The organism is Legionella sp. 16cNR16C (assembly GCF_021297775.1).
Taxonomy (GTDB): Bacteria; Pseudomonadota; Gammaproteobacteria; order Legionellales; family Legionellaceae; genus Legionella_C; species Legionella_C quinlivanii_A.
In genome coordinates this window covers 1,179,228-1,203,265 of the sequence record NZ_JAJTMX010000003.1, presented here as the reverse complement: position 1 = coordinate 1,203,265, position 24,038 = coordinate 1,179,228, and the positions used below count along the sequence as shown (strand labels likewise).

The following is a 24,038-nucleotide window of genomic DNA, read 5'->3' as shown; positions in this document are numbered from 1 at the left end:
TAGTGTTACGCTAATTAACAAAGAACTTATGGCTTTAGACAGAGAACAGATAACTCGTCACCTGTTGATGCATTCTTTACCCTGACTAATCGCCTCTTCTGCGCGGGTTTTTAATTCCATGACTGCTTGTTGTAACGCAGAAGGCTGGTTAAAAAAGCCGCGATTATAGGAAATTATGCTGGCATTAGTGGTTCCAAAGCGCGCAGGGCGTTGTTTAAGCCAGAAATTAATAAGGGAAGGTATTGCCTCAACCTTGTTAAAATACTCTAATAAAGTCAGCAATGAACCTAACACGCTTTTTTGTACTTCGGTTAAATTGCTATCAGTCCTGTAATGGCGAAAAGGAATTATCAACTGCTCAAGGCTTTCAGCATCCGCTTGCACCGTCTCATCATTTTCAAAACTTACTGACAGATGAGGATTCTCACTTCTCAAAAGTGTATCAATATGTGCAACAATATCCTCCTGTTGATATCCGGTTGCTATTTCACGCAGGCTTTTTCCTTTAATGCGGATAGCGGATAAATCATTTGTGAATGCCAACATTTTAAAAGCCTGTTCAGTTAATCCAGATTCTACAGCAATCTCATAAATACTTTTTTGAAAGTCAGGCAGGTATGCTCCTGGATTAAACTTTGCCCCTAGCTCAACAAGTTTGTTTTTAGCTTGTAAGGTAACCATGGGTTGAAAAAGCAGGTAGCCCAGGACTGTTTGATTATTTTCATCGGTAGCATTAAGGTCTAAACCAAAATTTATCAGCCGGGTAATCCAGTCCAGGCGCTCCTCAAGCACCACTTTGACCAATAAACTGTACCAGTACTTTGAACGTGCATTCGCTGTATCGAACTTCACCAAAAGCGCAAAAAGATCGATACTGTCTCTTTCGATAGCACGCTCAAAGCTCTGCTCATTAATCGTCGCCCCTTTTTTTAAACAAAGCTCCACCAGCTCGTCCCTGCCCTGCCCGAGTAATTTATTTAAAAGTGAATGTTCATTTTCATACTGGATGCTCAAGGAAGAAACAGAATTCAAAATTACTTGTAATGCCTCATATTCCCCGATTCTCGCCAGATAATGTAATGTGCCGTCGATCCGCGGGTTCAAAACATCAATACTGGCGCCCTGCTGCAGGAGCCATTCAAGTTGCTCTGTATTATCTATATAATTCCGAATCAGCGGCAGGGGGTTAAGATAAGAGTTGATGGGAAAGGCTGGATTGGCACCTTTTTCAATGAAAGCCTTTACTGTTTCAAAGCTCGATTTTTCGGCGCTGATTTCATTGGTGTTTAAATGTAAAATCCATTCTTTCGTTAATGCAATGTACTCTTCAAATGCACTCTCACTCATACCTGCCCTTTGCAAATAGGGATTGGCTAGCTTCAAATAATCCAACTGATTATTATAAATACACAAATCGACCCATAATCTAATTCCTTTGGCAGTGACAGGCTTATCATGTCCCAACGCGCGATCCAGTTTTGACTCTGGATGCCTGATAAAGTAAGCATCCATAAACAATGGAATGCAATCCTGATGCAGAACCAGTTTTTTATTTCTTGAATCACGATAACCTTCATGATCTAAAGGCAATACTAACTCAATTAATTGAAAAAGACCGAAATTATCGGGTGTATCTCCAATACCACAAACAATCTGTACTATGTGAGGATAAGCTATCAATTGATAAGCGAGATAGAAATGCAGATCAGAAATGACGGACTCTTTGAGCTGCTTGAAATTGATATGCGATTCAATGGAGTCAATCACCGCGGAATCTTTGGTTCCAAGCCATACCCAATTTTGTGCCATCAAGGTTGGTTTTCCCTGATTCGGGGAATCTGCGAAACTGGCATAAAAGCCCCCGTTAGGGCTTGTAATTCCATGCTCGGCACACATGCCGCCCGCATCGCCTACAGTTTGGCAACAACTCGATAATACTCCCAAATAAGCAGCCCTGGGATCGCTGGCGCTTACGGAATCCACATGATATTGAGTGTAATCGGCGGAAACATCTTTTCCCGAGATATGTATAGGGGGGATTTTTTGGGGGTCATCAATTGGATTTAACTCTAAATAACGGTTAAAAACTGACTCACTCAAGCCATTATCTTTAAATTCTTTTGCTGCTTCAGGCCGTTCGTGAACGCGTTGATAAGTTAAAAAGACGGTTAACTCAGCAAGCCGCTGGGGAGTCGTTTTACTGGATAAATACTCTTTAAAGCGTTGGACAGAAATCGTTTCAGTTTCTTTTCGCACTTTGGCTAGCTGTTCATCTATATATTGCGCAGAAGTTAAACGACTGGCTTTTTGCTGCTTTTGAAGTTCCTGCCTTAATTGGGCCTTGTGTTTTTCGGTTATTTCTTTTGTTAAATGGTTTTTTAAAGCCTTGTCCCTATCACTTGGGTTCTGCTTTCGTTCTTTTAATTTGTTTACCTCTGGCGGCGCTAATTTTTTTGAGGGCAATCCTAATTCTTGTCGTAAGGCCTTTTCATACTCAAACTCAACCTCACGAGCAATTGTCTTTTGTTTTCCCTTAAGCCCCTTATCTAGCCATAATTGCTCTTGCTCATTATTAATTTCTTTATAATTTTCGTAAGCTTTTTTAAATTTCTCTTTGTACTCGGCAATTACTTCCTGTTGAATTCGCTCTTTAATTTTCTGGGAATTATCATGAACATATTGAGTAATTTCAGAGGCTAAAGAAAGAGCGTTTAAAACGACACTCTTGGGGGATACTGGAGGAAAGTTCGTAATAATCCCTCGCCAGACCACAACATCCCAATGCCCTGCAGGCAGTACAAATAAACAAGCATCGTGTACCAGATGCTCATTACCCCACTCCCGACTTTTGCTTTTCAAAACTTTTCAAATATTGAATCGCTTTTTTTTCGGTTTCGAAAGCAATTGTCAATTTAATGGCATTTTCATAAGCTGATTCACTACGCTCCTCAGCGGTATAATAAGGAGTTTCCGTCAAGACTGCCTGATAAGTAATTGCCAATAAACTGGTGAAATTTTCATAATCAGCTTTCGTCAGCACTACCCCATGCTCTCTGAATTTTTTTTCAACCGTTTCATAAGGGAAGTGAATCGGGATTGATGCCTGTTTGGATGCAAGCAGTAGCTCGTCAATACTCATGTATGACTCCAAAAAGTCCATAATTTTTTATAGTTCACATACTGAGGCTTGTCCATTGCATAGTGCTGCGGATTGTCCGCAGTACTCATCAATGGATATACTAGAGCTCATTCCACATAAGTGTACAAAGTCTCCAGCATTCTTTCAGGATGGCTGAGGATGATTTTCTTTATGCCTAAGGAAGCTGCTTTTTCTGCGATCCGCTGACTTATCACCAGGCAAGGCTTTTGTTGTAGCCAGGGGTGTGCATCCATACCAAGCATTTTGAATAGATTATGCATGGACTGCTCGCTGGTCAGCAATATGATGTCAACTAAATCATCATGCCATAAAGCCTTCATAAATTGCTCATCTATTTGTGGCATCACTCGTCGATATACGGGCACACTGAATAAATTCGCCCCTTTTTGGACGAGGCTTTCTTCAATCAGAGTCCTGCCTTCCTCGCCCTTGAACAATAGTACGGTCTGATCTTTTAAGGCTTGTAATGACTTAATCGCCAGTAAATGCTCACTGTCCGGAACAGTTGGAACCGCGTTTACCAGTATATTGAATTCTTTTAAAGTTTTGGCTGTGCCATGGCCAACGGCTATTACATTAATATCAGATGGCCAGTGCAGTTGTTGTACCCTCAGGTGCTGCATACTGATATGGGCGGCATTTGGGCTGACAAAAATAGCATGCTGTACTTGCTCCAAATCAGGTAATGAGCTGAGCCAGCCCGTTTCACAAGCTTCAATTTCCAGGGTGGGACATTCAACAGCAATACCGCCTGCTGCTTCAATCTCTTTGCTTAGGGTTTGCGCCTGCTTTCGTGGTCGGGTATTTAAAATGCGTAAGCCCTGTAATGATTGTTTCATGAGATTGCCGTATCGAGTTGATGTTATTGCCTTGGGGGTAACCGGACAGGCATGGTTTTGAGTATAGTTTTTTATTTTAACGATATCCATAAGGCTGATAATTCCTCCTGGCAAAGAAACTTGAAATGATAACGATTATCATTAACATGATGAAAACAAAAATAAACAGACTGTCCTTTTTTTTGCCTAAGCAGGCAATCTCTTCTATATTTCACAAAAGGCGACTAATTTTAGATATGAAAGAATAGTTAAAGATAGATACTAAGCGGGATTCAAGCTAAGGACCAGTATGAAAGGTATTTATTGTTTGAGCATGTCACATCGATTTATGAATGTTGAAGTCAGAAGTCGATATGGTGTTGTATTTCAGGATTTGGAGTCACGTGTTAAAGAGTTAAAATGTGCTGAAATTGTGAAGGAAGGCTTGATTATTTCTACCTGTAATCGCCTTGAAATAATATTTTTAGGAAGCGATCTTGATGCAGTGATAGCGTGGATAGCTTTTAAATGCTGCACTAATCACGATGAGGTTAGGGCAAGTTTTAAAGTGATGCAAAGCATGGAAGCGTTAAAGCATATTTACAGGGTGATATCTGGTTTGGATTCTAAAATATTTGGTGAAACAAATATTGTCGGTCAAGTTAAGAAATCTCTGGAAATTGCCACCACCCACCAACTAGCGGGTAAAACGCTGAATTTTATCTACCAGAACGTGTATAAGGCCTCGAAGAAAATCCACAGCAGTTTGGCACTACCTGTTAATTCCCTGGCAAATTGCTTTGAAAAAGCGTTTGAAAAACATTTCCCGGATCCAAGACAAAAAGTCTTTGTCACCTTCGGTTCTGGCAAATTGAGTACAGAAATCGTGAAGAAAATTCTAAAGCACGAGCCCAAAAAACTCTATATTGTTTCCAGAAACCCCGGCAGGGTTTGCGGCTTTTTACGGGACACAGCCCATCATATTGGTATCATTGATGAAATTGTCGAAAATTTTCCCCATGTTGATGCCTGTTTTACAGCGACTAATGTGAGCGAGACAATTATTAATTCTTCCCATTTAGATATGTTTGACAAAGATAAAAATATTTTCATTTCTGACTCATCCTTGCCTCCCGCAGTGTGTTCAACGGTTAGAAAATATGAAAATATTACCTATTACGATATTGATGACCTGGCTGCCCTTTCAGAACAAAAATGTAACCTTTTGAGTAAAGCAATAGAAGTAGAGCTTGATCTGTTCATTGAAACATCGATCTTTCAACTCTGTAAAGAATTAGATACAAACTTCATGCAAAAAGTAATTCAAATGGAAAGAGCCCATTTAAAAGAATATATTGAACATGTTCAAACCTGTTTACCAAAAGACAGCGATGATAAAAAGTTATCAATAGTTATAAAAGATCTCTCTGGTGTATTACTCCACATGGGCACATTACTGTTAAAAGAGTCTTGCAAAAACCATGATTCGACTATGCTTCAGGAAGTGCATTCACTCATTGACAAGCACGACAGGATAATCAGGAACACGATACAGTAAGGGCAATAATCTTCCCTCAAATGAATCGGGATTGTTTTGCATATTCAGCATTTATATTTTCGCGTTCCGTTTTAAGAAGAGAATTCAGGCGAAGCCATAACAGCAGAGAGACATAAACCCGCAGACCAAAATCAGAACTTAGCCATTAAAAATAGTGTTTGCCATGAATTCAATAATCCAGGATTCTTTATTTTCCGGGGTGTGCTTACCTCTTTTTCCATGAGACCTGGTCAGAGCCGTTTTTTTGCGGCTCTTGTAATAGTCAGTATTATCCATTTTCTGGTTTTTCGAAAATCCGTTGCTCATAAATACCTCGTAGATAAAGATGGCATTATTTCATCCACTTGCTTTACTTAAGTATAGAATTGATTTTCTAGAACGGCCGGGTGACAACCAGAATAACGATCAAAATTAAAAATAGAGTCGGTATTTCATTAAAAATTCTGAAAAAACGGGTAGATTGTTTATTTTTATCGTCACGGAACCGTTTTAAATAAATTCCGCAATGAATATGATATCCCCATAGAAGGATAACCAAAAACAGTTTGAGCCACATCCATACGGCGCTCGAATAGTATTGCCAGTTCATTGAAATTAAACCAATGCCCAGAATAGTGGTCACAATTGCAGCGGGATAAGTGATTGCATAAAACAGCCGGTATTCCATCACCTTAAAGCGCTCGATACTCACTTTATCGCGGGCCTCATTGTGATAGATAAACAACCTGGGCAAGTAGAATAATCCAGCAAACCAGGCGACCATGGCAATGATATGAAAAGCTTTGAGCCACAAAAATAACATCTTTAATCCCTCTTCCTGATAAAATACCCATAATTCAAAATTTATAAAGTCTTAAACACTTCATCTGCCGCATTCAGGGTTTTGGCAATCTCTTCTTCCCCGTGACAACAGGATACAAATCCTGCTTCATACATAGAAGGTGCAAGATAAACGCCTGATTCCAACATACCATGATAAAATGTTTTAAATCGTGATTCATTGCTTTTCTGTACCTGCTTGAAATTACGGACTTCAGGTTCTTCGGTAAAGAAGAATCCAAACATTCCTCCCTCATAGTCAGCAATCAGAGGAATGTTTCTGGCTTGAGCCCGCTCAATCAAGCCATTTACCAGTGCCTTTGTGCGTTCAGCGAGTGACTGGTATACCTGCTCATCAAGCTGCATCAGGGTAGCCAATCCTGCCGCCATAGCGACCGGTGACCCCGATAGTGTTCCCGCCTGATAGACTGGACCGAGCGGAGCCAGATAATCCATAATCTCTTTCCTGCCGCCCAGGGCACCTACGGGCATTCCTCCACCAATCACTTTTCCGAGCGTCGTCAAATCTGGTTCAATAGCATAAAGCGACTGGGCACCTCCCCGAGCCACTCGAAAGCCGCTCATGACTTCATCAAAAATTAACAAGGCCTGATTTTTATTACAAAGCTCTCTTAATTGCAGCAGGAATTCTTTATCTGCCCGGACAAATCCCATATTTCCAGCGATGGGCTCGATGATGACTGCTGCAATATCATCTTTATACTGACCAAAGTAAACTTCAACCTCTTCTATGCTGTTATATTCAGCCACCAGGGTATGTTCTGTTACACTTTTGGGTATGCCTGGTGTAGATGGAATACCCAAGGTCAGCATCCCTGAGCCAGCCTTGGCTAATAGTCCATCACTATGACCATGGTAACAACCATTAAATTTAATAATTTTGTCTTTACTGGTATAGCCACGAGCGAGCCTGACAGCTGTCATGGCGGCTTCTGTGCCTGAGTTTAGCATGCGAATTTTTTCAATCGAAGGCATCATCTCAATTATCTGCTGTGCCAGTTCAGTCTCACTGATCGAAGGCGCTCCAAAACTGAAGGCTTTTTGGGCTGCCTGTATGACTGCATCAATAACTTGTTCGTTACCATGGCCCAGGATCATTGGTCCCCATGAGCCAATGTAATCGATGTAACGCTGATCATCCACATCGGTTAGATAAGCCCCTTTTGCGTCCTTAAAAAAAACAGGATGCCCGCCCACTCCTTTAAATGCCCTGACAGGGGAATTAACACCACCTGGAATCAGTGCAGAAGACTTTTGAAATTCTATCTCAGATTGTTTATGCATAAGGCCTACCAACGATTTTGTAAGTTAATGAGACGAGCCGTTATCGCCAGCTCGCTCCGATATCCATGCAGGCGCTTCATCAGCAACGAATGGACTTCATTTTTATATTCAGGATAAGGGAAAGAACGATCTATATGAAGGAATTTATCCATAAATCAGCTTGAGCCAATGCAAGCTTTGATTGTCTTGTAGCAATTCTTATTGTTTTTTTCATAGTAACTCCCTCAATTTCATAACAAAAGGCTAATTTCCAAAATTTGAATACGTAACTCCCAGGTACGTCATCCTGAACGCAGTGAAGGATCTCCTGAATTTGGCTCAGTTCTAAGCAGTTTGAGATCCTTCGCTACGCTCAGGATGACGTACCTGGGGAGTTACGGATATCTTTTTTACCTATTAATAATAAAGAGGTTTTTGTTTAAGAAGAGAATGGGGCCTGGGAATTTATATAGCTCCAAACAAAATGCGAATGCCAGGAGTATCATTCAGGCTTTTCAAAAATTAGGAACGTACTCTCCTGCCTGACTATTTCACTCATCAATGATGTCTTTTGGCTTCCATTTCCTCGAATAAATCAATGTGCATTTGAAAAAAATCATCGCTAATTTGCAATAGCTTTTGCTCTTCTTCTTTAGATAGACTGAGGTTATTCACTTCTTCCCCCAGATTTCTAGCCTGTCTTGATGCGCTTTTATAAAACCTGGCGCTAAGAGGATACTCCTCGCCAAATGCTTTCTGGTTTAAACGGCCCAGTGCCTGCCCACCATAACAATCGGCTAAACTTCTAACTGCCAGATAAGTGAGTAAATGCATTGGGTCGGCCTGCTCTACAGCGCTAGCCATAGCCTTGGTTGCTGGAAATGTGTAATCTACAGGCAATAAATTGTGCTGCTCTTCATCAGAAACATAGTTAATCATTTCGGAAATGTCTTGCTCAACCAAACAGGATCGATTAAGCCAGGGCTCCTTACAAAAAATATCCAGATAATTGACTGTGCCCTGTTTGGTCAGCTCTTCCAATCGGGTTTCCATCGCTTTATAAAGTGGAATGTACTGAATAAACAAATTAACTATATCGGTTTTTTCTGGTAAATCATCTTCTTTTTTAAACAACATCCTGAGCATAAACGGCGTATTCGATGCTAACTCATGCTTTGGATTAATGTGTAAGCGATTTACGAGACTATCAGCTGCCATCATAATGTATCTCCTTATTCCCCTATTGTTCCTTAACAGCTCTTTCTGAATTGGAATTAATCTTTATGTTAATACTAGACCATAAACGACTTTTTGAGAGCGCTATGGTTGACTTTGTTGTTTTACATAAAATATTCTCAGCTAGTATTTAAAATCAATTGCTTAAGTTTAATTAATTCTACGTAACACCAAGGTACGTCATCCTGAGGGTAGCGAAGGATCTCAAACTGCTTGGAACTGAGCCAGATTCAGGAGATACTTCACTGCGTTCAGGATGACGTTGAGACGATTTGAATTGAATTAAAATCGAACTTATCCAAAACCTGGGGAGTTATAATTCTACAATCTCTCATTTGATTCGCATTCATCTGGATTTTTAACCAAATTTCCGTACATAATTTAGTTTTTTATTTTCAACAAGCTAAGATAGGATGGCCCATGAAGAAAGGGGTATTACTGACAAATTTAGGCACTCCCGCATCCGATAGCATCTCCGATGTCAGGCGGTATTTGCGAGAATTCCTTCACGATAAACGCGTTATTGACCTGCCTGCCGTTTTAAGAACCATTTTAGTGGAGTGCTTCATCCTCCCTTTTCGGCCCAAAAAATCAGCGCACGCCTATCAATCCATATGGGGAGAGGATGGATCTCCCTTGTTGCGCATTAGTGAGAGGATTGCCCAGAAATTACAGCAAAAACTGGGCGAAGACTATGTTGTTTCCTTAGGTATGCGTTATGGGAACCCTAGTCTTAAAACAGCATTAGAGCCTTTAAAAGACTTGCGGGAAATAACAATTATCCCATTGTTTCCTGAATACTCTTCTGCGGCAACAGGCAGTGCGATTGAAGCAGCCCTCAATCACATCATGTCCTGGCAGATTATACCGGAGCTGACCGTTATCAGGGATTTTTATCAGTACAATGAATTTATTGAAGCCTATGCGGATCAAATCCGGCAAACCCCGGCAAGCTATTATCTATTTAGCTATCATGGTCTGCCTGAGCGCCAGCTGATTAAGGGCGGTTGCACGGAAATCTGTAACCCCGTTTGCAAGCCTGTTAATAAAGAAAATCATTTCTGTTATCGCGCTCAATGCTATGAAACAACCCGATCGATTACAGAAAAACTGGGGCTTAATGAATCCCAGTACACGCAAAGCTTTCAATCCCGTCTTGGTAAAACGCCCTGGATTAGACCTTACACCGATGAAATGCTAACCAGGCTTGCCAGTGATGGCATTACTGATCTAGCTATTGTTTGTCCTTCGTTTGTTGCAGATTGTCTGGAAACCCTGGAGGAAATCGGAATACAAGCGCAAAGGCAATGGCATCAACTAACTGGGCAGCAGTTGAAAGTAATCCCCTGTATTAACGATCATGACCAATTCATCGATTTACTGGTGAATCTTTCCAGATAATATTGGGCATGTTAAATTAAAGAGAAACCACCTTGAAAACCAGAGTTTTCCTGGCGGTTTCGGCAAAGGAAAAATATCATCACATTTTCGGACAGGATGCATTTTGCAGGCTACCAGTCCTCTCCACTGCCTGGTGGAAGAATGAATATCGATCAGGCTTAATTATTTTAGTGGATTGACTGTACGAGGGTAGTAGTCTTTCCAGAATTGCTGGTGCATAGGGTCCCAAGACATCTCTTGCCATTTTTTTGGGACAACCCAGCATATTTTTTGCAATGCTTTGATTAAGCAATCGTTCTCTTAAATTATCAATTAAACAGGCACCAGTAATTGTGCCTAATTGTTTAGGCAGCATTACTACATAATCAAGGCAGGGTTTATCCTCGCCTTTTTCTTTATATAGCGCATCAAAATACTGCCCTTCTATCAGATCTTCTTTAGGCCCCTCAGCGACTGCAATAAGTACCTGTGTTTTATTAAAAGCCAAATTCCAGCGAGAAATAATCTGATGCATTCCAGTCAATTGAAGTTCCGCTGCCTGCTTTAGATACCCTTCATTTACAGAACTGATTTCCCTTGCATATCGGGTCTGTAAGCAACTTATCTCACTCATGCAAGCAGACAAGCGAGCCTTATCGGCAACGAGTATTAATTGCTCAATTGCTGCCTGATGAGGTTTAATGTAGTAGGGATCCCCGGAGTTGAGCTCAGTCAGTAATTCAACTAAATTCAATAAGTCAAGCTCATCTTGACCTGTCCTGATATGATGAGTACATATCGATCGAAGAATACAGTCTAATATCACTGAATTATGGGACAGTGATTTCAAGATATTATAAGTTGGTTTTAGTGCTTCAGTCTCAGCAGAGTCCTGAATATGCAGACTATGATCATTTCGTTTACCCCATAATTCCAAAATGCCATTGTGATAAGTGATAACGTGATCAATATTTGTCAAGGGTTGAGAAAGTGATGTACGTCTGTGGTAATCCAGGAAGTTTTTTCCCATTTTACGAGTGGTGGATAAGATGGATTCGTCAGTTGCTTTAGAATGGATGGAGAGATTTAAATTTTTGGGTTTAGCGCTTAAAAAGATACCCCCGACATTGAGTAGACAAACTAAGGTTTAAGTGAATGAGCTTATTTATTTCAGAGAGTGAACGCATGGTAATCTCCTGTGGATTGAATTGACATCAATTGCCACACTACCATAAAAAAATACCTTATGCAAAAATATAAAACACATTAAATATATCTTAGTCATATCCGCAGATGAGTCCCTCGGCTTACCCATCATTATTTCCGATGATGTTGTACACTGTCTCGAAGATTAATTGATCACTGCATTTTTTTAAAAGAGGTGGAACTCACAAAGACAATAACTATGAACATGGATTCTATCAGTGCTCTCAATTTTACGATGCATGCCGCCGGCGCATAGTTTTTGGATTGAAAGGAGCTTTAATAGATCCAGAATTTTTAAGCCTCTCAATCCTTCAAATTAATCGCTTCAAAAATTGAAGCCGGGTAAAGAGTATCAAATATCAAAATACCGTAATCCAATAGCACTCCGAACCTCTTCAAGCGTATCTTCTGCAACTTTTTTAGCTGCGGCAGTCCCAGAAATTATAATATCCATTACTTCACCACGCTTAAAACTATTTCTCTTTTCCCTTATTGGTTCAAGCATTGCCTGTAAACTAGTGTTTAACAGGTTTTTGATTGTAGAGTCTCCCAGCCCACCTTTCCTATATTGTGCCTTTAGTTCATTGACTTCTTCTGGATCCGGATGAAACGCATTAAGATATTCAAATACAACATTTCCTTCAACTTTCCCGGGGTCACTTATTTTTAAATGAGCTGGGTCAGTAAACATTAAAAAAACCTTGCGCTTTATTTCTTCAGGAGTGTCAGAAAGAAAAATTGCATTTCCTAAAGATTTACTTGCCTTGGATTGACCATCTATCCCAACCAGGCGCGAGGTTTTACTTAGAATGGGTTTTGCTTCTTTTAGGCAATCGGTATTATAAATTCTATTAAACCGTCTGACTATTTCATTCGTTTGCTCGATCATAGGAACCTGATCTTCTCCTACAGGAACTGCCTCTGCCTTAAATGCGGTAATATCTGCTGCCTGACTGACTGGATAGCAAAGAAAGCCTGCGGGTATGGAGGAATCGTATCCTTTCTGCTGAATTTCAGTTTTAACAGTAGGATTTCTTTCGAGACGCCCTAAAGTGACAAGATTCAGATAATAGACAGTAAGTTCTGCAAGCTCAGGAATATGAGATTGTATAAATATTGTGCTTTTTTCGGGTTCAATGCCAATTGATAAGTAATCTAAAGCTACCTCATAAAGATTATCTACTATCTTAGCTGGGTTCTCAAAATTATCAGTTAACGCCTGTATATCAGCTATCATTACATACTGCTCATATTCATCTTGCAGCTTAATTCGATTGGCTAAAGAACCAACATAATGACCAAGATGTAATTTTCCTGTGGGGCGATCGCCTGTTAATATAATTTTTTTCATTGCAGACTTTATTGTGAAAATTCTTATGGGGAACTATAACAGAAAATTAGCCTTCACCAATTATAATTTCTTAGTGGTTTAGTAGTTAAATGCATCACTGAGAGCGTCTTCCTCAATCAATGAGTTGAATCTTCTTCTTGCTGGATATCTCAAAAAACGAACAAAAGATACGCGCCCATACCAATCCGGGTTTGCCGGTTTGTTTCAGAAAAGTGTATTCCAAAAAGAAAAGCGGTCCATGCAATGAAACTGGCACTTGCCGATCCTGAGGAGCCAAGAACATTTGAGCGTTACGCGCCAGGGCGAACCAGGGAAGGGTATCCGTGATTTCGCATAAGAAATCTCCTGATAAATTGATCAGTTTGACCAATTGTTGAGCAATACTGTATAATACATTCTTCCGTTACGACCGCCGAACGTAAACGGATTGTCTGTCTAAGAAACTTTGCTGTGGCATCCACAGAGCAATTTGGGGGTGCAAACAAGTTTACAGAGAGCTTCTTTGTCAATTTTCTCGTAGGGAGGGATTAAATGTTTGAAATACAATTCACTGATAATTACGAAAAAGAAATTCACATAAAAGGAGATACAGATCTTGTAAGGCAGTTATACAATATTCTTGATAAAGAGACACAGATATTTGGCTATACTGAAAGTTGTCGTTCAAACCCACCCAATATCAGGGAACACGCCGAATTTGATATTGGTTTATGGAACTTAAAGGGGCCCGTTGGCCGCTCTTCCGTAGCCCAATTATTTTTGAATTTCATTGAAACTAACAAAATTAAAATAGATGAACGCACCAGCTATATACTTCATTTCTGGATCTTTGAATTAGAAATGATAAACCAGGGGAAAAGCTACCGTTCAAAATATCCCATAACAAGTCGCGAGCTAATCTCTCCAAAGCAACTTAATTTGGTCCTGGATAAATGCAAAGAAAATGATAATCAGCCTTTATTCCAGGATTTATTTAATTTGTTCGAAAATTCCAAACGTATGGAACAGGTTGGAAAAACAGGCCAGCCCCTTTCCCCTTATGAATGGGAAACCGACTCCTTTGCAGCCTCTAAAGAAGCTCGGGCAAAATATAATAGAACATCATATGCGCAAGAACAGGGAGGCAATTTGTTTTTTAAACGACCTGTTGCTGGCAATCCTTCTTTACCTAAAGCAATATTTCCGATGGATTCTGAAACGCTAAATGATTTTAATTAGCAGTAAGTACCTCATACCAAAGCCTGTTTATTAGCATAATTCAGGCTTTGAACGCGATTCAGGTAGTGACACCAAGGCAGCCTTATTAAGAGAAATGCATCAATGCGTTTATTTAAAACTCAGCTTTTCTCCGCACAGATTAGATGAATTGTTTTAGAGAGAAGAAGACTTCGCCCTTAGAAGCAGCTAAATTCTATATAGATTGAGCGAATGAAAAGTATTATCCAAATACCCTGCCACAACTTGATGCTATCATTTCTGAATAAATGTATTAGTGCTAACTGCTTCACTATCATTTTCGAGGCTGTTTTTTATCAACTGCTCATCTTTTAGACTAACATCATGTTTAATATCATATTTTTCTGCTTTTCCTCCAATTTCTCTTTTGTATTTTTCCCATTCGTCAGGTTTGAACATTGTATTTCCTGAATTAAAGAGAGAGTGTTTTTTTTTCATAATAACCTCATTCATTACCTAATGACGACTTACATTGACATTGATGAAGCTGGGCGAATTATCTCTTCTACCTTCAGCTGCATTTCCGGATCTTCAAACTCCACTGTTATACCCAAGGACTCTAGTTCAGAGAGATACGAATAATCCAGTTCTTGAACCCCTGGAGGATATAAATGATCACTATCCAGCGCTTTAGGATCGATGTTCTTTTTTCCATAAATTTCAGCCATAGCATCAGCATCGTAAATTATAGCCTTTTTAGTACTTAAATTAAGTTGCATTGCTTGAATTGGCTGCTCTCCCCGAGGCACATTGGTGTTAAAAACAGACAATTCGGCATTAGTATCTTTACATGTTGTCACAATATTTTTCAATAAGTCTTTAGAAACGGCCTTATGAGCACTAATTAAATATTCTGAGCCAACAAATCGCCCTATTTCTTGTCCACGTTTAAATGCTCTTCCAACAGAAACATCTACGGGTACAGAAACACATGCAATATGTAATGAGCCCCCATTCTGAGTACCCATTCTCAATCTATTTGCTGATGGATATACACCATCGATTACTAAATGATGCCCTTGATTTCTGTTTAACTGTTCCTGAACTCTCTTATTCGCCAGGTCAGAAATAAAACTCGCTTCAAAGGTATTCAAGTCTGAGTGAACTGTTATATCATCACCCAATCCTGGAGCAGTAGAGACAATTTCTCTATAATTGTCTGTATTAATTTTAACAGTATCATCCCAATCTAACTCAAATTGCTCTCTTGCTTGTATTTCCATTGCTGCAACAATTGTGCCTTTACCACATGCTGGTGCGCCTGTCAGCATAAAGGTACGACGCTCCTCGCCTGTATGAATACTTAATCTCCTGAGTGGTTCATTACTGTCAGGATATTTAACCAAGCCTTGATCTATAACACTTTTCAATTTATCATCAACATATTTCTTTGCAGCATCTCGTGCGATTTGCATGTAGAATTTGTCATTGACAATTTTTTCTGTCAGAGCGAGAGCTATATCATCCACATTAGCTGCAGTGACCGCTGTATAGGGATCGTAAATTTTTTTACCGGCTAAATCGTATATCGTTTCATCCGGTTTATATACACCTGAAATAAGTCTGTTTTTTATTATCTCGAAGGTATTGAGAGCGTCAGCCTCTGCCCCACCTTTGGATATTATTTCTTTTTTTCGGCTTACATCTTTCGTAGCTCCATCTATTTCACCTATAATTTTTAATGATTTCCATTTTGCTTCTTTTAGAATCAAATCTTCCATTTGTTTTATAATAGGCTTTTTAGGCGTCATGTGATGGCGATACAGGTCTTGAACAAGCGAACTAAGATCATCTTCCTTCATTTGAACTTCTGTCGCCAAAGCAGCTACTGTTTCGAATAAAATCAAACGCTCCAAAGGAAATGCAATAAGCTTCCCTACGGCCCATTCGTCTGCTCCAATAGCCGCTACAAGTTCAGCTATCTCTGTCTCACCTCTTTTTGCATTTCGGAGCATAGTAAACGTAGTAGTGGCCTCCAGACTATCTTCATCATAGGTTCCAAGACGTATATTTTCCAAGAACTTGATGATATCCGGTGGCCGAATATCCCATCCCGTTTTTTCTGGCACAATAGCCTCCCCCGGGTTAGCTTAGCGCATATTAATTATTAGTATAATTTTAGACCAATAATTTAATCTTTGTTTTAAATGAATGAAATTCTAAATGACAGTGATTCGCAAGCGCCGAACTGTTCACTAAAAATCAGGTTAATTTATGAAAAATGGTCTAGGCAGTATAAGAATGACTGTCGCACTGGGGACTAAAATGTATCTTATTACAGCGTAATACGGTCACAGTTGAGACACGTTTTGGTCACAGAAAAAAAAATTAATCAGTTTGTCTTAAATTAAATATAAGGTGTTATTCTTTATTAGTGTAAAAGGATTTTCTTAATACCCACTTGAACAACACAAATTTCCGATTTCCAAATTGGAAATTATAGTATAACACCCGTTTCTATGAACAAGACTTGATAAACTTTTTGGAAGGCCTGTGGTCAACTAATACGTTTAATAACTATTAGAGTAGATCAAAATTGACAAAAATCCTCTTGAGTAGTTTAATATTATTAATATAGTTAAACTATAAGTGTATTTATGTCATCAAAAATAAACTGGCTTCTGAATAATATTGCCTCAGGTGAAATCTTGCTCCAATCTTGGTTATCAAGCCATGGAATTACCCCACAATTAGCGAGAAAATACTGTCAAAGCCAATGGTTGGTGAAATTGGGGGTAGGTGTTTATTATCGTGCAGGGCGTAAACCTGAATGGCAAAATGCAGTTTATTGTCTTCAGAATCAGAGTCGGTACATGATCCATCTTGCAGGTTTAACAAGTTTGGCGCAGCAGGGCAAATCGCATTACCTACAGTTTGCAGCAAATTCCATTTGGATAAACGTTCAAGCAAAAACGATTTTGCCAAAGTGGTTTAAGAATTTTCCAGAATTAGTTGTTTCGGATAAACTAATACCAAATTGGGAAATCATTAAAACATCCAAGTTAAATACTCAAGATGATAATGACTTAACTACTGTAGAAGTAGACGGAATTAAGTTAAAAGCAAGCAATCAAGAGTTAGCTGCATTTGAGGTCCTGGAGGCTGTACCTTCAACTTTGTCATTTGAGCATGCAGCAGAACTTTTTCAAGGATTAGTAAACTTAAGTCCGAGAAAAGTAGAACATATTTTAAAAAGAAGTGGATCTATTCAAACGAACCGACTTTTTTTATTTTTTGGTCATTTCTATAAGCATCCATGGGCCGGACGGGTAAATGAGTCTTTAATTAATCTTGGTGCAGGTAAGCGTCAAATAGTCTCTGATGGAAAATTAGAAAAACAATATCAAATCACCGTTCCAGAACAATTTATAAGTAGAGATTAAAATATGAATAAACAGTCACCATATTATAAGCAGGTTTTGCTGCTCATTCGTTTAATTCCTCTCGTCGACAAGGAAACGTGTTTTGCTTTAAAGGGAGGTACTGCTATTAATCTATTTGTGCGAGATTTCCCGAGGTTATCTGTGGATATAGATCTAGCGTATTTACCTCTAGAGCCACGTGAGATTGCTTTAGCCAATGTGCGTAAAGCATTAGCCTCGTAGCCTGGTTGACGCCTTGCGGCAACCGGGTTTTCTTTGAAAGCTATATTTTTCTAAATTATATGACGAACTACGCACTCCGCTGAATAAAGGAGTACAAGTGGCACAACATTGGCGTGATTTTTCTCCGGAGCAATGTGTTTTTCCTTCTTACTTTCGAAAGGAGATCTTCTATGGATATTAGGGATTAGGCAACCCGGTTGTCGCAAGGCGCCAACCAGGCTACATGGGATCTGAATTAATAGTTAGATAGCCATAGTATATTTAATAATCCACGCAGTGCGTTCTTTGCCGCTATCCAGCAAGGCCGGGTAATAGGAGACAATTATCTGGGCAGATGTTGCCGCAGGAAGAGAGTTGGGAAAGGTAAAAGTCAGAAATGATTTAAATGGCGCGCTCGGAGGGACTCGAACCCCTGACACCTTGGTTCGAAGCCTTATGCTTGTCTCGTAAAGTATTTAAAAATCAATATCTTGCGAAGCATCGAAAGCAAGAAAAACAGCTTAAAACAGTCTAATACTGCCAATTACTGTCACAGCTATGCCACAATTTATGACACAAACCATATATTTCTTTTATTTCGTTTATTTTGAATATTTCGATTACATGCTATACTTTTATTAAATTTTAGAAGGTATCACTTATGTCTAATCTAAGTATGGAAATCAAGATCCCAAACACACACGATCGCGGAATTGCTAGACAATCATTTCAGCGCGTCAAAACTATTGGAAAACGACCATCCAAATCATTTCTTGATTTGGATGGAGTTAAAGTAGAGTTACCTAGAGCAGCCGTTGAGCTGGTTATTGCAATCTTAGGTGAGTTAGCCGAAGGCCACTCTTTAACTTTAACTCCTGGCCATGCCCATCTAACTACACAGGAGGCAGCCGACTTACTAAATGTTTCTCGTCCTTATTTTGTCAAACTTCTGGAGGAAGGAAAAATACCTTTTAGTAGAGTAGGAAACAGACGAAGAGTTCTAGCCAGTGATGTCATGATATTTAAAAATAAAACCGTGGTTGAAAGAGAACAGGCATTGCAAGAATTGACAAATCAAGCTCAAGATTTGGAGATGGGATACTGATAAATGTCAAATTTTACTGTCTTATATGATGCTTGCGTCTTCTACCCTGCCCCTCTTCGCGATTTACTTATGCAATTAGCCGTAAGTGAGTTGTATCGTGCAAAATGGACAAATCGAATTCATGAGGAATGGATACGAAATGTTTTAAGAAACCGACCAGATCTCTCACGAGATGTATTGGAAAAAACAAAAAATATAATGAATATGTCAGTATTAGATTGTTTAGTTGAGAATTATGAAGACATTGAAGCTGCACTCAAACTCCCTGACCCAAATGACAATCACGTTCTTGCTGCTGCAATTGTTTCTGGATGCAATGTAATTGTAACCTTCAACACCAAAGATTTTCCAAAGCAAGAGCTAGACAAATATTCAATAGAAGCCCAACACCCTGATGATTTCTTAATGCATCTAACCGATTTACATTTTGAAAAGCTTTGTTTGGCAACTAAAACAGTACGAAGTCGTTTAAAAAATCCACCAAAAAACATTGAAGAATATTTATTAATTTTATCTAAACAAGGCTTAGAAAAGACAGTTTCTTTTCTTAGAAAATATAATCTTTATCTTTAATGTATAAAGTTATTTAATTAATCGTAATCTCATCCTCTTTGAAAATATCCAATAATAAATTAAATTGTTCTTGTAAGTCCGTTTTTAATAATTCATCAAGTACTAAGCAAAACTCATCTGAAAGCTCGTCTTTATAGTTTCTAATTTTATTAATATATAAGGTCTCTACCCAAAAATAAGCTAATGGAGTAGAATGTGATAGATTTATTGCTTTTGAATTTTGAAGATTCCATTCCAGAATTTTGTTTTCTTTTTTCCTATTTAATTTATTTTTCCTAAATATATATCTAAATCTTTTAGGAGCCACACCTCTAAATGAGATGAATTTAACGATATTCTTATCACTATCTTCCGCCTTATCTTTCATTAAACCCTCAAATAACTTGAGTTATTGTCAAATGTGGTGTACAGCATTAGGCGGCCTTCCTGCTTGATTTTTTACTAACCTGTATTCCATCCTCAGTTCTGTGAAGTCATATTTACATGCTTAGCCGTGCAAACCGTCCCCCAGAGTCATTACATAAAAGTTCAACTCAATAAGTTTCTGACTTTAGGTTAATTGGATGCGTTTTCAATACACTGGCGACCTTATTTCGAAAGGCTCAGGTCTCCACAAATGCATGGACTTAAAAAACGACCGTTTAATGGAGGCATGAGCAATCAGGGGTCTTAATTTTTTAACAACATAATCCAAGGCGGCTTCAGACTCTAAATTTGCTTTAATCGCCTTATAATCGGCATAACTGGTAGCCAACCGTTAAATCAACCGTGCTTACCAAGATATCTTGCTGTTCAGGCAAGCAGCATTTAAACATATAGGCCAAAACTCGAGTAGTCCGAATAAACCCGGTAAGCGCAGGATCTTTACTTTTAAAATAATCAAAGATAACGAATTAAGAAACCCTTAAGCTGCTTTTGTTAAAATCAATCCTTTTGAACGTTCATAGATGCTGGATTTTAGAAATGATTGTACTGTATGTTCCCTTTACACGCGAAAAGGCAGGTGATCTTGTCGCAGGTACAGATGAATGGTTAAGGAATCATCTACCCATTAGTGCAGAATCAATCGGAGTTCTTTTCTATAAAGAGCCGCTTAAACTGGCGTTTCTTTCTGAACCACTTCAGGTGTATATCTGCGCTCATGGCTATGCTAATTCCAGTCTGGAGCTGGGAAACCATAAAAATTATAATCAGGCTTTGCGCATTAGTGCGGAAGAAGTTGCCCAGCGTTTTAATTACGATTTTTTACTGATTCATCATCGAATTTGTTCAATTCATGTCTATTGCTGTGGAGAAAGCAGTAAAAATTCGGTTATCGCCTCTGAGTTGAATGAGAATCTTCAATTATTTGAATGCCCTATCGTTTCATATGGCGGCATACTGACTGTTCCAGATACAAATGGAAGGCAATGGAGCCTGAATGGGAGTGCCAGAGTGCCTGTTGCTTTAACCGCTCGGGAAATGAAATCAAAATCTCTGGCAGCAACAATGAACCTGGATCGACACTTGATAACCCAAAGTTCCTCTCTTTGGTGGAGAGATTCTCAGGAATCTCGGCAAATGTCTTTTTTTACGCGCCAGAAAGCAGATCGAAAACGAAAATTTGAGGATTTATATCATTCAGAGTCTCAGCTTGCGAAGCCTCGCGTTGATTGATTATCGGATCAACCCATTCTGATGAAGGAGGGATTATCCCTGCCTAGCGAAGAAACTGCTCGCGGCTGAACTTCACTCGCTCTTCCACTGGCTCTTTACAGGCCGCAGCTCTGGCCTCAATGGCCCGATAGCGTTGTAATCCGCCCTCGCGATTGGCGATTTGAATATTTAAACCGGGCCTGGCGTTCAGCTCGAGCATTAACGGACCGTGATCCTTGTCGAGGACAATATCAACTCCCAGGTAACCCAAACCGGTAAGTTCATAGCAACTGGCCGCGATCTCCAGAATTTTTTGCCAGTAAGGCACTTCAATACCTACAATCGGCATCATGGTATCAGGGTGAAAATCGATAGCATCATTATGAAAAACTCCTCCCAGAGTTTTTCCAGTACCGAGATTGATCCCAGCACCTATTGCCCCTTGATGCAGATTGGCCTTCCCTCCCGATTGACGCGTTGGCAATCGTACCATAGCCATTGCAGGATATCCCAATAGCGTGATAATCCGAATATCGGGGATCCCTTCATAACTAACTTCTTTAAAGATGGGATCAACCACAACGCGATGCTCGACAATGGCATAATCAGCGTGCCCTCCCAGGCTATAAGCTCCGGAAAGCAGGCAGGACAAATGGTAATCCATTTCCTGATTAGTCAATAACTTGCCATTAATCTGACGATAGCGTCCAAAAACGCGATCAGTAATCACAAGAATGCCATCGCCGCCGGCGCCATGAGCCGGTTTAATTACAAAGTCTTTATAGGGTTCGAGAATGGAATCCAGCTGCCTTATCTGATGTTCTGTTTCTATAATTTCATAAAGCTGCGGCACCGCAATTCCTGCAGCTACCGCGAGACGCTTGGTTTTTAGTTTGTCATCAACCAGAGGATAGCGCTTTCTTTCATTGTATTTGAGAACAAAATCGCTGTTTCGTTGATTAATACTTAAAACATGTCCCTGTTTGAGCCGCCGGTAAATACCAAACATCAATGTTCCCCAGCCAAAGCCTTGAAGCGAAACAACTCAAAAAGCCGGTAACCACGATATTGACCAAAAAGTAAAATCAGAGCCAGCAGCACCAGCAATAATTCTGGAAAAGCAAATACAAGATACTGGAGTGGAGGATAATTCATAGCGCCGAAAGCAATTACTGCCGCCACAAGACTGCCAACGCCGGCTCTTATTGCTTCGGAGGCGCCGCGCTCATCCCAGGTGATACACATCCGCTCAATAGTCATTGTGAGAATAACCATTGGGAATAAGGCAACCGACAAGCCCGACTCCAGACCAAGATTCTGGCTCATGACGCTGACAAAGATCATCAGGAGAATGACAACCGTTAGAATCGCCGCGAGACGCGGCACCAATAACAGTTTGAGTTGATCGAGATAAAAGCGAGCCAGTAATCCAAAGGAGACGATGAATACAAAGAGTACAATCCCCCATATGACATGAGTTTCACGAAATGCCAGAGCAATCAGGACAGGCATGAAAGTACCGAAAGTTTTCAACCCGATAAAATTGCGCAGAAGTAAAATAATAAAAGCACCAATTGGTACAGTGAGTAAAATCTTATAAGTCTCCTGTACATTAACCGGAAGCTGCAGCAGGGAAAAGCGCAGCAATTGCGAGTCGGTTTGTAAACCGCGGGTTTTAGCAATCGATAAGGCATTGATAGGCGTCGGCGACACGGTCAGATTAAAACTGGCTTTTTTGCCGCCGTTGACTTCAAACAGAGGTTCTGAACCATACTGCCAGACCAGAAAAGTCTTCGGCAAACCTGTACCGCCAGTGCGGGGGTTAATGTAAAACCATTCCTTGTCGTTGTATACGGCCATGAACAATTTAAACTCGGCATGGCTTTGCTGATTGAGGTAAATCCCTTTAACCGGCATTGCATATATCTTTGCCTGATTGAGGATTAAAATAGCCGCTTTGATCACATTCTCTTCGTTAAACTCAGGACCCACCAATAATTTTGCATTTCCATCTTTTTTATTCAGTTCTTTTATTGTTTCCTGAGCAAAGGTCTGGATATCAGCAGATGTTGGGCGAACAATATTCGAAATTGTATCAACAGCAGATTTTTGATTTTCATCCAGCACCTGCGCTTTGACCATTGGCGGCTTGGGCAAAACAGATTCATTGTTATCCGTCTCACGAAAAATCGCACGATAATATAAGGATTGCGCACCATGCCCGCGGCGAAGCGACCAGACGGTCTGACGGTTATAGCCCTTCAGATTGGTCGTTACCCCATAGTTATGAGAAACGAAGTACTCATCCAGAATGGCATAATAAGGCGGCAGATAGGGAATTATGAAGCTGGCTTTTACTGGTGCATTTTTGTCGGCGGTGAAACGTAAATTGGACTCGACCATCCAGCTATTGACCGTTTCGGTGTCCGTCAGCGGAACATCCAGAATAAAATGCCGGTACAGAAAAAGACCCGTACCCAATAAAAACAAACAGAGAATTAAACCATAAACATGACGTTGATTAGACTTCATTCTTGTCCTACTTACCCATTTTTATTCTAAATGCGGAGGAAGGGTCTACCAGACCTGAAAACGCATTGATGGCATCTCTACCTAGCAGAAGCGGATAAATAAACCGTTTGCGATTAGTCAGATTGACCGGGATCTGCTGCTCAACATTTCCCATCCGAATTCGCATTAAGACCACCGGCCTCCTGATGGGCTCGAGTTTGCCTGCAAGATGCTCTCCGGCTCTGACCTTGATTCTAACTTTACCCAGATATTCAGCGATAAAATCAACATTGCCTTGCTTGCTGGGTACAGTGAATTGCAGATATTGCTTACCATCCTTGACGATCGGCTGAATATTAATGGCGCTTAGAGAGGCTGATTTTGCTCCCGTATCCAGCTTGGCGGAAACCGTCAGATTTTTATCAACCAGCAGCGCTTTTTCAACATAGCCATACACGATTTTTTTTTCAGCTGCCATGAGGGAACCCGACATTAAGGTAAACATCAAAACACTCAAAAACCACGATCTCATTAATTTCCTTGCTGTGAATAAGGGGCCTGCCATTGATGAGGAACAAGCCA

Annotated in this window: 22 protein-coding genes and 1 pseudogene; 8 read left to right on the top strand and 15 right to left on the bottom strand. The window is 39.9% G+C overall.

Features of this window, described 5'->3' with window-relative positions; all coding sequences use genetic code 11:
• Positions 1-57: 57 nt before the first annotated feature.
• The 3 genes from LXA66_RS15450 to LXA66_RS15440 form a co-directional block, all read right to left on the bottom strand.
• Positions 58-2,859: a hypothetical protein gene (locus LXA66_RS15450; protein ID WP_233013859.1), complete on the bottom strand. Its 2,802-nt coding sequence runs from the start codon at positions 2,857-2,859 to the stop codon at positions 58-60.
• Positions 2,831-3,139, bottom strand: a complete 309-nt coding sequence (locus LXA66_RS15445) for a hypothetical protein (RefSeq protein WP_233013858.1) — start codon at positions 3,137-3,139, stop codon at positions 2,831-2,833. Before LXA66_RS15445 ends, LXA66_RS15450 begins: the two co-directional genes overlap by 29 nt.
• Before the next feature lie 107 nt (positions 3,140-3,246).
• Positions 3,247-3,999: a uroporphyrinogen-III synthase gene (locus tag LXA66_RS15440; protein WP_233013964.1), complete on the bottom strand. Its 753-nt coding sequence runs from the start codon at positions 3,997-3,999 to the stop codon at positions 3,247-3,249.
• A 289-nt stretch (positions 4,000-4,288) separates the two neighbouring features.
• Here LXA66_RS15440 and LXA66_RS15435 point away from each other — a divergent pair, with 289 nt between their 5' ends.
• Positions 4,289-5,536 carry a hypothetical protein gene (locus LXA66_RS15435; protein ID WP_233013857.1) on the top strand — a complete coding sequence of 416 codons (1,248 nt, stop codon included), beginning with the start codon at positions 4,289-4,291 and terminating at the stop codon, positions 5,534-5,536.
• A gap of 138 nt (positions 5,537-5,674) precedes the next feature.
• On the opposite strand, the gene LXA66_RS15430 is transcribed toward LXA66_RS15435, so the two are convergent.
• The 4 genes from LXA66_RS15430 to LXA66_RS15415 all read right to left on the bottom strand — a co-directional run bounded on the left by LXA66_RS15430 (position 5,675) and on the right by LXA66_RS15415 (position 8,860).
• Complete coding sequence (locus LXA66_RS15430) at positions 5,675-5,842, bottom strand: hypothetical protein (protein ID WP_233013856.1); 168 nt, start codon at positions 5,840-5,842, stop codon at positions 5,675-5,677.
• A 67-nt stretch (positions 5,843-5,909) separates the two neighbouring features.
• Positions 5,910-6,338 carry a protoporphyrinogen oxidase HemJ gene (gene hemJ / locus LXA66_RS15425; RefSeq protein ID WP_112219253.1) on the bottom strand — a complete coding sequence of 143 codons (429 nt, stop codon included), beginning with the start codon at positions 6,336-6,338 and terminating at the stop codon, positions 5,910-5,912.
• Positions 6,339-6,379: 41 nt separating this feature from the next.
• The gene (gene hemL, locus LXA66_RS15420; protein WP_233013855.1) at positions 6,380-7,660 is read right to left on the bottom strand and encodes a glutamate-1-semialdehyde 2,1-aminomutase; all 1,281 of its coding nucleotides are present in this window, start codon (positions 7,658-7,660) and stop codon (positions 6,380-6,382) included.
• Positions 7,661-8,197: 537 nt separating this feature from the next.
• The gene (locus LXA66_RS15415) at positions 8,198-8,860 is read right to left on the bottom strand and encodes a biliverdin-producing heme oxygenase (RefSeq protein ID WP_233013853.1); all 663 of its coding nucleotides are present in this window, start codon (positions 8,858-8,860) and stop codon (positions 8,198-8,200) included.
• A 435-nt stretch (positions 8,861-9,295) separates the two neighbouring features.
• Between LXA66_RS15415 and hemH the strand changes: the two genes are divergently transcribed.
• The gene (hemH, locus tag LXA66_RS15410; RefSeq protein ID WP_233013852.1) at positions 9,296-10,276 is read left to right on the top strand and encodes a ferrochelatase; all 981 of its coding nucleotides are present in this window, start codon (positions 9,296-9,298) and stop codon (positions 10,274-10,276) included.
• Between the two features lie 79 nt (positions 10,277-10,355).
• Here hemH and LXA66_RS15405 read toward each other — a convergent pair whose 3' ends face one another.
• Positions 10,356-11,285 (bottom strand): hypothetical protein, encoded by a 930-nt coding sequence (locus tag LXA66_RS15405; RefSeq protein WP_233013851.1) that lies wholly within the window; start codon positions 11,283-11,285, stop codon positions 10,356-10,358.
• A gap of 528 nt (positions 11,286-11,813) precedes the next feature.
• A complete protein-coding gene (gene trpS / locus LXA66_RS15400; protein WP_233013850.1) occupies positions 11,814-12,812 on the bottom strand; it encodes a tryptophan--tRNA ligase in 999 nt (332 codons plus the stop codon).
• Positions 12,813-13,343: 531 nt separating this feature from the next.
• On the opposite strand from trpS, the gene LXA66_RS15395 reads away from it, so the two are divergent.
• Positions 13,344-14,030, top strand: coding sequence for a hypothetical protein (locus LXA66_RS15395; RefSeq protein ID WP_233013849.1), 687 nt, complete (start codon positions 13,344-13,346; stop codon positions 14,028-14,030).
• Positions 14,031-14,282: 252 nt separating this feature from the next.
• On the opposite strand, the gene LXA66_RS15390 is transcribed toward LXA66_RS15395, so the two are convergent.
• Positions 14,283-14,486 (bottom strand): hypothetical protein, encoded by a 204-nt coding sequence (locus tag LXA66_RS15390; RefSeq protein WP_233013848.1) that lies wholly within the window; start codon positions 14,484-14,486, stop codon positions 14,283-14,285.
• 29 nt (positions 14,487-14,515) lie between these two features.
• Complete coding sequence (locus tag LXA66_RS15940) at positions 14,516-16,117, bottom strand: zeta toxin family protein (RefSeq protein ID WP_233013847.1); 1,602 nt, start codon at positions 16,115-16,117, stop codon at positions 14,516-14,518.
• A 528-nt stretch (positions 16,118-16,645) separates the two neighbouring features.
• On the opposite strand from LXA66_RS15940, the gene LXA66_RS15380 reads away from it, so the two are divergent.
• From LXA66_RS15380 to LXA66_RS15365, 4 genes and pseudogenes are all read left to right on the top strand, one after another.
• Positions 16,646-17,431, top strand: a complete 786-nt coding sequence (locus tag LXA66_RS15380) for a type IV toxin-antitoxin system AbiEi family antitoxin (protein WP_233013846.1) — start codon at positions 16,646-16,648, stop codon at positions 17,429-17,431.
• Between the two features lie 3 nt (positions 17,432-17,434).
• Positions 17,435-17,644: pseudogene (locus LXA66_RS15375) on the top strand (nucleotidyl transferase AbiEii/AbiGii toxin family protein); the annotation flags it as partial.
• Between the two features lie 649 nt (positions 17,645-18,293).
• Positions 18,294-18,737, top strand: a complete 444-nt coding sequence (locus LXA66_RS15370) for a helix-turn-helix domain-containing protein (RefSeq protein ID WP_233013845.1) — start codon at positions 18,294-18,296, stop codon at positions 18,735-18,737.
• Positions 18,738-18,740: 3 nt separating this feature from the next.
• Positions 18,741-19,310 (top strand): PIN domain-containing protein, encoded by a 570-nt coding sequence (locus LXA66_RS15365; protein ID WP_233013844.1) that lies wholly within the window; start codon positions 18,741-18,743, stop codon positions 19,308-19,310.
• Between the two features lie 13 nt (positions 19,311-19,323).
• Here LXA66_RS15365 and LXA66_RS15360 read toward each other — a convergent pair whose 3' ends face one another.
• Positions 19,324-19,677, bottom strand: a complete 354-nt coding sequence (locus tag LXA66_RS15360) for a hypothetical protein (protein ID WP_233013843.1) — start codon at positions 19,675-19,677, stop codon at positions 19,324-19,326.
• Between the two features lie 596 nt (positions 19,678-20,273).
• Here LXA66_RS15360 and LXA66_RS15355 point away from each other — a divergent pair.
• Positions 20,274-20,966 carry a hypothetical protein gene (locus LXA66_RS15355; RefSeq protein WP_233013842.1) on the top strand — a complete coding sequence of 231 codons (693 nt, stop codon included), beginning with the start codon at positions 20,274-20,276 and terminating at the stop codon, positions 20,964-20,966.
• Positions 20,967-21,009: 43 nt separating this feature from the next.
• Here the strand turns inward: LXA66_RS15355 and LXA66_RS15350 are convergent, their stop codons facing one another.
• The 3 genes from LXA66_RS15350 to LXA66_RS15340 are packed head-to-tail and all read right to left on the bottom strand — an operon-like array spanning position 21,010 to position 23,988.
• The gene (locus LXA66_RS15350) at positions 21,010-21,954 is read right to left on the bottom strand and encodes an alpha-L-glutamate ligase-like protein (RefSeq protein ID WP_112218853.1); all 945 of its coding nucleotides are present in this window, start codon (positions 21,952-21,954) and stop codon (positions 21,010-21,012) included.
• Positions 21,954-23,477 carry an inactive transglutaminase family protein gene (locus LXA66_RS15345; protein ID WP_058506869.1) on the bottom strand — a complete coding sequence of 508 codons (1,524 nt, stop codon included), beginning with the start codon at positions 23,475-23,477 and terminating at the stop codon, positions 21,954-21,956. The genes LXA66_RS15350 and LXA66_RS15345 overlap by 1 nt, the downstream gene beginning before the upstream one ends.
• Before the next feature lie 7 nt (positions 23,478-23,484).
• Positions 23,485-23,988, bottom strand: a complete 504-nt coding sequence (locus LXA66_RS15340) for a RimK/LysX family protein (RefSeq protein ID WP_133139504.1) — start codon at positions 23,986-23,988, stop codon at positions 23,485-23,487.
• Between the last annotated feature and the right edge of the window lie 50 nt (positions 23,989-24,038).